The 9,489-nt window shown below is 45.4% G+C and carries 11 protein-coding genes; 6 read left to right on the forward strand and 5 right to left on the reverse strand.

The features are described 5' to 3' along the window. Nucleotides 1-71 precede the first annotated feature (71 nt). The 3 genes from BMW65_RS17490 to BMW65_RS17500 all read left to right on the forward strand — a co-directional run bounded on the left by BMW65_RS17490 (nucleotide 72) and on the right by BMW65_RS17500 (nucleotide 2,879). Nucleotides 72-941 carry a helix-turn-helix domain-containing protein gene (locus BMW65_RS17490; RefSeq protein WP_090607308.1) on the forward strand — a complete coding sequence of 290 codons (870 nt, stop codon included), beginning with the start codon at nucleotides 72-74 and terminating at the stop codon, nucleotides 939-941. Nucleotides 942-1,150: 209 nt separating this feature from the next. Further along, entirely contained in the window at nucleotides 1,151-1,615 is a 465-nt protein-coding gene (locus BMW65_RS24275; RefSeq protein WP_090607309.1) for a hypothetical protein, read from the forward strand. Nucleotides 1,616-1,835: 220 nt separating this feature from the next. Further along, nucleotides 1,836-2,879, forward strand: coding sequence for a GNAT family N-acetyltransferase (locus BMW65_RS17500; RefSeq protein ID WP_177181189.1), 1,044 nt, complete (start codon nucleotides 1,836-1,838; stop codon nucleotides 2,877-2,879). 44 nt (nucleotides 2,880-2,923) lie between these two features. Here the strand turns inward: BMW65_RS17500 and BMW65_RS17505 are convergent, their stop codons facing one another. Continuing rightward, nucleotides 2,924-4,360: an aminotransferase-like domain-containing protein gene (locus BMW65_RS17505; protein ID WP_177181190.1), complete on the reverse strand. Its 1,437-nt coding sequence runs from the start codon at nucleotides 4,358-4,360 to the stop codon at nucleotides 2,924-2,926. 127 nt (nucleotides 4,361-4,487) lie between these two features. On the opposite strand from BMW65_RS17505, the gene BMW65_RS17510 reads away from it, so the two are divergent. Both BMW65_RS17510 and BMW65_RS17515 read left to right on the forward strand, forming a co-directional pair. Then, a complete protein-coding gene (locus BMW65_RS17510; protein ID WP_090607314.1) occupies nucleotides 4,488-5,231 on the forward strand; it encodes an SDR family oxidoreductase in 744 nt (247 codons plus the stop codon). Nucleotides 5,232-5,253: 22 nt separating this feature from the next. Then, complete coding sequence (locus BMW65_RS17515; RefSeq protein ID WP_090607360.1) at nucleotides 5,254-5,817, forward strand: DUF1572 family protein; 564 nt, start codon at nucleotides 5,254-5,256, stop codon at nucleotides 5,815-5,817. Nucleotides 5,818-5,851: 34 nt separating this feature from the next. Here the strand turns inward: BMW65_RS17515 and BMW65_RS17520 are convergent, their stop codons facing one another. The 4 genes from BMW65_RS17520 to BMW65_RS17535 form a co-directional block, all read right to left on the reverse strand. Further along, nucleotides 5,852-6,766 carry a DUF2167 domain-containing protein gene (locus BMW65_RS17520; RefSeq protein ID WP_090607315.1) on the reverse strand — a complete coding sequence of 305 codons (915 nt, stop codon included), beginning with the start codon at nucleotides 6,764-6,766 and terminating at the stop codon, nucleotides 5,852-5,854. A gap of 127 nt (nucleotides 6,767-6,893) precedes the next feature. Next, nucleotides 6,894-7,838: a homoserine O-acetyltransferase MetA gene (gene metA, locus BMW65_RS17525; protein ID WP_090607317.1), complete on the reverse strand. Its 945-nt coding sequence runs from the start codon at nucleotides 7,836-7,838 to the stop codon at nucleotides 6,894-6,896. Between the two features lie 60 nt (nucleotides 7,839-7,898). Next, entirely contained in the window at nucleotides 7,899-8,132 is a 234-nt protein-coding gene (locus BMW65_RS17530) for a hypothetical protein (protein WP_090607318.1), read from the reverse strand. 84 nt (nucleotides 8,133-8,216) lie between these two features. After that, on the reverse strand, nucleotides 8,217-8,813 hold the full coding sequence (locus BMW65_RS17535; protein WP_090607320.1) for a DedA family protein: 597 nt from the start codon (nucleotides 8,811-8,813) through the stop codon (nucleotides 8,217-8,219). A gap of 122 nt (nucleotides 8,814-8,935) precedes the next feature. Between BMW65_RS17535 and BMW65_RS17540 the strand changes: the two genes are divergently transcribed. Next, nucleotides 8,936-9,379 carry an META domain-containing protein gene (locus BMW65_RS17540; protein WP_090607322.1) on the forward strand — a complete coding sequence of 148 codons (444 nt, stop codon included), beginning with the start codon at nucleotides 8,936-8,938 and terminating at the stop codon, nucleotides 9,377-9,379. Nucleotides 9,380-9,489 lie beyond the last annotated feature (110 nt).

The raw sequence follows: 9,489 nt of genomic DNA on the forward strand, positions 1-9,489 counted from the left end.
AACAGAATCATTTTTTGCACTTTTTGATATTTTTGCCTTATGTTTGAAGCAGCCAATTAGCAGAAAATCCTATGGAAAATTACCAAAAATACCTTCATATCAGCGATATAGATAGAGAATGGGGATTTTACATCAATACCGTCGGCTATTGCAAGACCAGCAAAAATATGCACTACCCCGATAGGAGCAAACACCCCAGGGACCATGTTTTTTCGTGGAACAAAGGGCGGATTCTGGATGGTTACTACATTGTATTTATCACAGGTGGCAGCGGAATATTCGAATCCGCTAAGACAGCGCCCCAACAAATCGGTGCGGGCACCTGCTTCATTTTGTTCCCGGGCATCTGGCACCGTTATAAGCCAGACGCGTCTGTAGGTTGGGAGGAATATTGGATAGGGTTCAATGGTGAATATCCCAAGACCATCATGGAGCGTTTTTTCAGCCCGGATAATCCGTGCATCAAGACCGGATTAAACAAAGACTTATTGGCCGCATTCGCCCAATTGCTCGCCACCGTTTTCCACGCCCAAATTGGTTACCCGCAACTGATTTCGGGGATAACGCTGCAAATAATGGCGTTATTGAAAAAGGTAAGGACGGTTGAAGAAACAGACAATGATCCAGAATCTATCTGGGTATCCCAGACCATCTTCATCCTCCAAAATCAACTCGCCACCCCTGTAAACATGGAGAAACTGGCCGAACAATTCCCAATCAGTTATTCCAAATTCAGGAAATCTTTCAAGCGGTTGACCGGTAAATCGCCAAACCAATATCACCTGGACCTCCGGCTCGATAAAGCCGAAGAGCTTTTGAAAAGCACCAACATGACCATCAAAGAAATAGGCTACCACACCGGATTCGATTCGCCGTACTATTTTTCCCGATTATTCAAGGCAAAATTCGGCTTATCTCCCAAAGTCTTCCGACGACAGTAAAAGCGTACGCTATTTTTCACTGGAGCCCACTATTCGTCTATAAAATCGACCTTTTAGTCTAAAGCATTTGCCGTTGGTCGGCCTATACCTGCCATTCGTCTAAAACCACGCTACCGCGCTGCAACGTTTTCCCGCTATCGTCGTCATATCTACAAAACAACAGTAAAAAAGTAGTAACAATTAGTCGTAAACATAAAAAACATAACATCATGAAAACGATCGTATTAAGTACCCTGATTAGTGTAGCAGCCTTTGGAAATAGCTTTGCCGGAACCTTTAATGACCCGTCAAACGACAAAAATAATGTCACCACACTGAAAGAAACCGTCGCCTTCCACCAGCACAACATGGTGGTGCTGTACAACCAGTATGACCTGGCTGAGGCACGCATCAAAGCCAGCCGCGGCAACCACGCCGAGCTGGAGCGCGACCACCAGTTTTTCGTGGGCTTGTACCAGCAGGATATTGCTGACGGCATCCGCGTAGCGCAAAGCAAAAAAGCCATCGAAGCGCTAAATGCCCGCTATGCCAAGCTGCACGCCGAGCGCGACACCTACGAAGCCCTGGAAATTGCAAAATTGCAACAGCACCTGAAGGTAGCGCTCAAAAAAGAAGAAAAAGCATTTGCCAAGGCCCAAAAAGCATTGTCACAAACCGTCATCGCCGCCCGCTAAGGCAACGCACCCTTCTTGGGGCTCACTATATATAACAGCAAGCCTTCCCCCCGCCGGGGAAGGCTTTTTTACAACGGCAAGCCTCCTCCCAAGTCATACACAAACTGCTCTTATTTAAAATTAAAAAATTGCATCTGTTATCATACTTGCATCTTTACTAATTTTGCGTATGATGAGTAATATTTTAGCGCATAGCAAATCAGCGTTACTTATTATAGATATGCAAAAGGATTTTGCACATTCTGGTGGTAGCGCTTATATTGATGGAACAGAAGAAATCATCGCACCTTTATCGGAGTTGGCGAATATATTCAGGAAACATGGCAAAGCTATTTTCCATATCATCCGCCTGTATCATCAAGACGGCAGTAATGCAGAGCTATGCCGCAAAGACAGCATCTCATCAGGTCGATCGATGGTGGTCCCGCATAGCGAGGGAGCAGAAATAATCACCGATCTATTACCGGAAATAAGCAGGCCATACAGCCACGAAGATCTTCTTCAGGGGAATATAATCCAGTGCGGGAATAGTGACTATGTTCTTTATAAACCAAGGTGGGGCGCATTTTACCATACGATGCTGCATGACCTACTCCAATCAAAAGGCATAACCTCACTTTTCATCGCGGGCTGTAATTTCCCGAACTGCCCACGCACTACCATCTACGAAGCCAGCGAACGGGATTATAAAACCGCCATTATCCCGGCTACAATCTCAGGCCTATATGAAAGGGGCTTAAAGGAAATGCAGCATATCGGCGTTCATGTTTTCGACGCATTGTCTCCTGTCGATTTCTTTTTGAAAAGTGGCGTAATGATAATCGATTATCAGCCAACCTATAAGCATGCCTTCGAAACATTGAACAAGACGTGGCTCAACAAATACTTTGAAATAGAGCCTATTGATGATTACGTGTTGACAAACCCGGAAGATGCAATACTCAAAAACGGTGGCAAAATCCTGTTCGCCTTAAAAGATGGCGAGCCGGTTGGCACCGTGGCACTTAAAAAACTGGAAAACGGCAACCTCGAATTGACCAAAATGGCAGTACATGAAAATCATCAAGGATTGGGGATAGGCAAGGCATTATGCCTACGGGCGATTGAGGAAGCAAAAGGCCTTGAGGCAAAAGAGCTCATCCTTTTTTCACATAGCCGATTAAAAAGTGCGTTGAACATCTATAGAACGTATGGTTTCGCGGAAATCGAAGTAGACAAAACAAAGTACAAAAGAGCCAATGTAATGATGGTTTTGCCTTTATAGCGCCAAAAAATAGCCCGCAGCGCGGAGGAATCTGATTTTGCGTGTCAAAATCGCTTCAATTCCTTCTTTGCAAGCTCACCCAATAATTTAAGATCCCTTTCTAATTTCTCATTCCACAAAAGCCCATAATTCAGTCGAAGACAATTTTCATAGCGGTTTTGCAGCGTGAATATCCTGCCAGGGGCAAAGCCAATTTTATGCCGTATAGACTTCTCGTACAACTCCATGGTATCGATAGCGCGGGGCAATTCCACCCACATAATAAATCCACCCTGTGGCCTGCTGGCCATTGTCCCCTCGGGAAAATAATCCGCAATGGCTCTTGAAAATTTCAGTAAATTTCCATGGAGCGTATGCCTTAATTTTCGAAGGTGATTTTCATACCTGCCAGTTTCCAGAAACCCGGCAATGACTTCCTGTGTAATGGCGGTTGATGAAATATTGTGATAGCTTTTCATGCGCCTCACTTCGTCTTTGAACTTTCCCGGAACAACCCAGCCGACCCGATAGCCCGGTGCAAGGGTTTTCGATACCGAGCCGCACCAAAGCACCAAACCACATTCATCGTATGTTTTGCAGGATTTTGGACGTTGCTGGCCAAAATATACATCGCCATTGAGATCATTTTCAATCAATGGGACATTATATTCCGCCAACAGGCGTACCGCTTGTTTTTTATTTTCATCGGGCATGCAGCTGCCCAGCGGATTGCTAAAATTGCTGATAAAAAGGCAAACGTTTATCTTACCATCCTTTAGCGCATCTTCCAACGCATTCAAATCGACACCGCTTTGCGGGTCGGAAGGCAACTCCAACACCTTAATGCCTAATACCTGAGCCAGTTGCAGCATTCCGAATGAAATAGGGCTCTCCATAGCTACGGTATCACCCCTTTTCGTAAGTGCCATCATGCAGTAAGACAATGCATTCAAGCAGCCACTTGTGGTAATAATTTCATCGTGGCTAAAATTACATTCCATCGCAAACGACCATCGGGCAATCTGTCTTCTTAGCCTTTCATTACCTTCTGTTTTGTCATACGCTACACCGCTTCCTTTTAATTCCCTGGTTGCCACCATCAAGCCCTTGTTGAGTTTGGCTATCGGCAACAACTCATTTGCAGGAGTACCCAAAGCAAGCGGCAGATGCCCATCTTCCCCAAGGTTGTCGTAAACTTTCCGAACCATTAATTCACTATGCGCATAATTAGCGCTGGCATCCGGATTGGTTATCTGGGGCAATGAAAGGATCGTTGTTTTTGAATAACGCACATAATATCCGGACTGGGGCCTCGTTTCAATCAGCATTTTGCTTTCCAGATGATAGTAAGCACTTAATGCCGTATTCTGGCTTACACCATATTCACGACAAATTGTCCTTAGCGATGGGAGCTTATCGCCTGTACGTAATGTGCCGCTAAGGATCTGCTGCTCAATAACCTTAGCAATCCGCATATATGCAAAATCCGATTTCACTTTCATATCCGATATTTTTCAACTGCTATCCACAAAACTAACAAAACTGCATCTGCTATCATCCCATTATTTTGCCGAAATTTGTACGACAGCAGGCAAATTTTATACACCTGATAAGTAAGACATCCTTACAATGAAAACAATGCTAATAACAGGCTCAAGCCGTGGAATAGGTGCAGCTACGGCACTCCTCGCAGCCGAAAATGGTTATGCCGTGGCGGTCAACTACCATCGCAATAAAAGGGCAGCTGATGAGGTAGTCAACAAAATACTTGCTAAAGGAGGCCAAGCGGTAGCCATTCAGGCAGATGTATCCAAAGAAGATGAAATACTTCGCTTGTTTTCAGCAGTGGACGACAGCTTTGGAAACCTTCACTGCCTGGTCAACAATGCCGGCATATTGGAGCATCAAATGAAACTTATCGCTATGGACTATAACAGGTTACAACGGCTTTTTAACGCCAACGTAATCGGCCAGTTTCTTTGTTGCAGGGAAGCCATTAAACGCATGTCAACAAAACTTGGCGGCAAAGGCGGGACCATTGTCAATGTTTCATCCCTTGCATCCAGAACCGGAGCACCATTTGAATACATCGATTATGCAGCAACCAAAGGAGCACTCGATACGCTAACGGTGGGATTATCAAAAGAAGTAGCAGACGAAGGTATCCGTGTCAATGCCGTTCGCCCCGCATTCATCCATACGGATATCCACGCTGATGGCGGAGAACCGGACAGGATCAACCGCATAAAAGACAGTATACCGTTGAAAAGAGGTGGTTTAGCCGAAGAAGTTGCGGAAGCCATTCTATGGTTGGCTGCTGATAAATCTTCTTATTCCACAGGTATCTTCATTGATGTTACAGGCGGCAAATAATGAACGAAAATATATTGAACCCATGAACACCATACAAACAAGCTATCTTACGAGTGCCATTAAGCAGTTTGAATATTATAAAATGCTTGGTGAAAAAGCGATGGAACAACTGGATGACGAAAGCCTCTTTTGGTCATATAACGAAGAAAGCAATAGCATCGCCATCATCGTAAACCATATTTCTGGAAATATGCAGTCTCGTTTTACTGATTTCCTTTCATCAGATGGGGAAAAGCCCTGGCGAAACAGGGACAGCGAATTTGAAGACAAATTCAGCGACAGGACTGCACTCATGGCCTACTGGGAAAAAGGTTGGCAGTGCTTATTTGACGCATTAAAAACATTGAACGAAAAAGACCTGGAAACCATTGTCTATATTCGGAATGATGGACATACGGTCACAGAGGCTATAAACAGGCAGCTTGCCCATTATCCCTACCACATTGGGCAGATCGTATATCTTGCCAAAATGAAGCAAAACAATGCATGGAAAACCTTGTCAATAGCTCGCAGCAAGTCTACCGAATACAACGACCGAAAGTTTGAGCAGGACAAGCAACGAAGGCATTTTACCGATGATTTGTAACGGCCTCTTTGAGAGCCGGTATATCACAGGCAGCTTACGTTAGTTGCTCTGGCAGTGCGGTTTCACCTGCACGGTCGCTGTTTTTTTTACCTCGTATTTTCGACCAAAAGGCACGCACCACGACTGCCACCCCAATGGCAATGAATTTCCAGAATTTCAGTATCAACGCAAAGAAACCAGCCTTGGCCAATACCTTACCTGCGACCAAGCCCCCGATGGTCCAGCCAGCAATCTCATCGGCCGATGGGTCAAAGTCTTTATACTTGTAGCCGTCGTTGAATTGGACGATATTCAAAACATGATGGAGATCCTGCTGTACTGCTGCAATTTCGGGCATCGTACTGATGGCATTCAGCACCAATACGCCCTTGCGACCGAGCACGCGGACATTGTAGTTGAGCGTATGTTCTTGGTTGTTTCCAAATTGAAGCTCTTTGGCCCAGTGGAGTATTTTGCGATCCTTGTCATAGTATGGCGTCGCAGCCCAACCTATGATGGATACGGGCTCGTAACCTGCCGCCGATCGTTCTTTGTTTCCTTCTGCTGCTTCATCCTTCATTTCTGCCAGCAGATCATCGTAGTCTATATCGTCCGCGTCATCGTCCTTTACATATCCAATTTCGTCATATTGGATATTGAAGATATAACCACTATTGCTGAGTAACCCTTGCTGTTCGGGCAGGATCATGCCAAGGGTCATGTCCGTGACTTTTGGATTGCCCCAAAAGTCTACAAGCACCCTCTCCGACTGCTCGGCATCCAGGTATTTGAAGCCTGCCGGTATGGTGATTTTACCAATCCCATTGGGCAGTTGGATGGTATCGTGCTGGTAGGTAAACGAGCGCTCAATAGAGTCAGTCAGCAAGGCGTCGTCTATCGGTTGCTCCTGCGAATACGCGGCATTCGCCAATAAAATGACGAACAAGGGGACGATGGCATTTCTCTTCATATGACACGGATAACGTATGTGGCAAGACGAAGATATCGCTATGCAGCCATCATTACAATACCCATTTTGGGGTATTTTGAGGAGGGAGATGTGACGGTAGCGTCAGTTATTTTGCCACAGGGCATAGCTAACTGTGCTGCTTGATTTCCCCCAGGTTCGCGATTTCCGTTAATTCAAACGGCGTCTCCTGGTACACGAAATAATTCAGCCAATTATTGAACAGCAGGTTGGCATGGCCGGCCCACCGGACGACGGGCGCGCTTTTCGGGTCGTCCCCTGCATAGTAATACTTGGGCATATCAATTGGGAGTCCTTTTTCCAAATCCCTGATGTATTCCTCATGGAGGGTTCGCGGCGCATACTCCGAATGGCCTGTCAAATAAAACTCCCGCCCCCCCCTTGAAGCCACGATGGCTACGCCTGCATCTTCCGATTGGGAAAGGATGGTGACACCTTCCAGACCGACCAAATCTGCGTCTGTAATGGTGGTATGCCGACTATGCGGGATGTAAAACTCATCATCGAAACCCCGGAACAGCGGATGCTGCTTATCGAGTGCGCTGTGCTTAAAAACACCGAACAGCTTTTTATCCAAGGGAATTTTACCGACACCATAAAAATGGTACAAAGCTGCCTGAGAAGCCCAGCAGATGTATAGCGTAGATGTCACATGTGTTCTTGCCCAATCGAAAATCATTTTGATTTCGTCCCAATACGTGACATCCTCAAAATCCAGCAATTCCACGGGCGCTCCCGTGATGATCATGCCATCGTAATAGTTTGCTGCAACCTCCTTAAAACCCTTGTAAAACATTTCCAGGTGCTCCTCGGGGGTGTTTTTTGGCGTATGCGTATCCAGGCGGAGAAATTCAACCTCCACCTGCAACGGATTGTTGGATAGCAGCCGGATGAAATCCGTCTCCGTCGAGATTTTCAACGGCATCAGATTCAGGATGATGATACGCATCGGGCGAATATCCTGTGTATCGGCCCGCAAATCATTCATCACAAATATATTCTCGTTCTTGAGCAATGATATCGCTGGGAGATTGTTTGGTATCTTTACTGGCATGCTATTTTCCTCGCACCTTGATTTGCAGGCAAAAATACGGAGAATTTTTGGGGCACGGACTTACTGGCTATTTTTATCGTGAGCAACGATTGCCTGTCCAATGGCGTTTACCTCCTCATCCAACCCGAAAAGCGGAATTCCTGATGCCGGATCGAGTTTCAGCCATTGGCTCTCGGTGTCCTTTTGGATTTGCAAGTATTCTTTTCCTTCCTTAAAAATGGTATACACACCCTCCTCTTCCGGAAAAACGGAGTAGGTATAATCAAAGATTTCGATATCAAATGGCTCTACCATGCGTGACAATTTTTAGCCCCTAAAGGTAGCAAATTTATATAAAGTATGCGAGAGTCGCGCCCGACGGGATCCGGATGCCCTCCGTCATTTTTTTCTTTTAAGCCCCCGAACGATTTTAATGGCCACCGGCACGGTCACCAGCACAATAATAACGACCACCACGTACCTGAGATAGGGTCGCAAAAACGGCATGCTTCCTATCAGATAGCCAGCAGTTGCTATGGAAAGAATCCAGCCGACCGAACCGATGAACACGAATAGTAAGAAGCGGCTAAATCTCAATTTGATGATACCGGCAGCTATCGGCCCAAATGTGCGTATCAACGGAAAGAACACACCAATAGATAAAGCTAAAGCACCATATTTGTTATAAAAATGAGTTCCATCCGTTAAATACTGCCGCTTGAAAAACCTTGAATCCGCTCTCCTGTATAAAAACGGGCCTGTCTTATAGCCGATAACATACCCGCTGATATTGCCCAGCAAGGAAGCTATGATGCCTAAGCCGCATACCGAAAAAAAGCTATGCGCAAACAGACCATTGGCAATCAATACTCCCGCCATGAAAAGGAGCGATCCGCTCGGAAGAAAAAAGCAGAAGAAAAGCCCAGTCTGCGCATAGATTGCCAGAAGAATGAGCAGCAATCCGCCGAATTGAATTAACGCTTCAACATCAAACATTTTAAAATCAAATCCGTAATACCCGTTGTTACAATGTTAACTAAATAAAAGCTTTTTTTGCTCCAATTGTAGCAAATAACCGGATCCGCTCGTCTTAATTAACAAACTCAACTGATCAATTAATGAACGCTTACCGTATTTTTCTCCTTGTAATCATCGCCTGCTCCCTTTTCAGCTGCGAAAAGAATGGCTATTCCGATCTAGAGAACACCCTTCTTGATTTGACAAACACCCGCTGGAAGATGGAAAAAACCATCGATAAAAAAACCAAGGATATCAGCCTCTATCCAAGACAACGGGCTTCCTATGAACTATCCTTCCAATCCGAGGGAAAACTGAGCATGCAGGGCGGATGCAATTACCATTATGGAAATTATAGTACCGGAAGCAATAACACGATTCAGTTTTCTGAGCTGGGCCCCGGCACTTATGGCTACTGTGACATACATGATTGGGAAATGCAAACTGTCTATGGACTGGAAAACGCCTTGGCTTATCGAAGCGATGGAGATCGGCTAATCATTACAGGCGAGCGTGTAGTGTTCCACCTCCAAAGAATACCCTAAACGAAGTTTGATCACCTTTCATATACTCTAATGAATTACAAGTTTTCAGGCCACTTTTTTTTCGGAGCAGTTTACATTTTTCTCTCTGGGGTCGAGACATACGTAGTCCC

It is taken from the genome of Parapedobacter koreensis (assembly GCF_900109365.1).
GTDB lineage: Bacteria > Bacteroidota > Bacteroidia > Sphingobacteriales > Sphingobacteriaceae > Parapedobacter > Parapedobacter koreensis.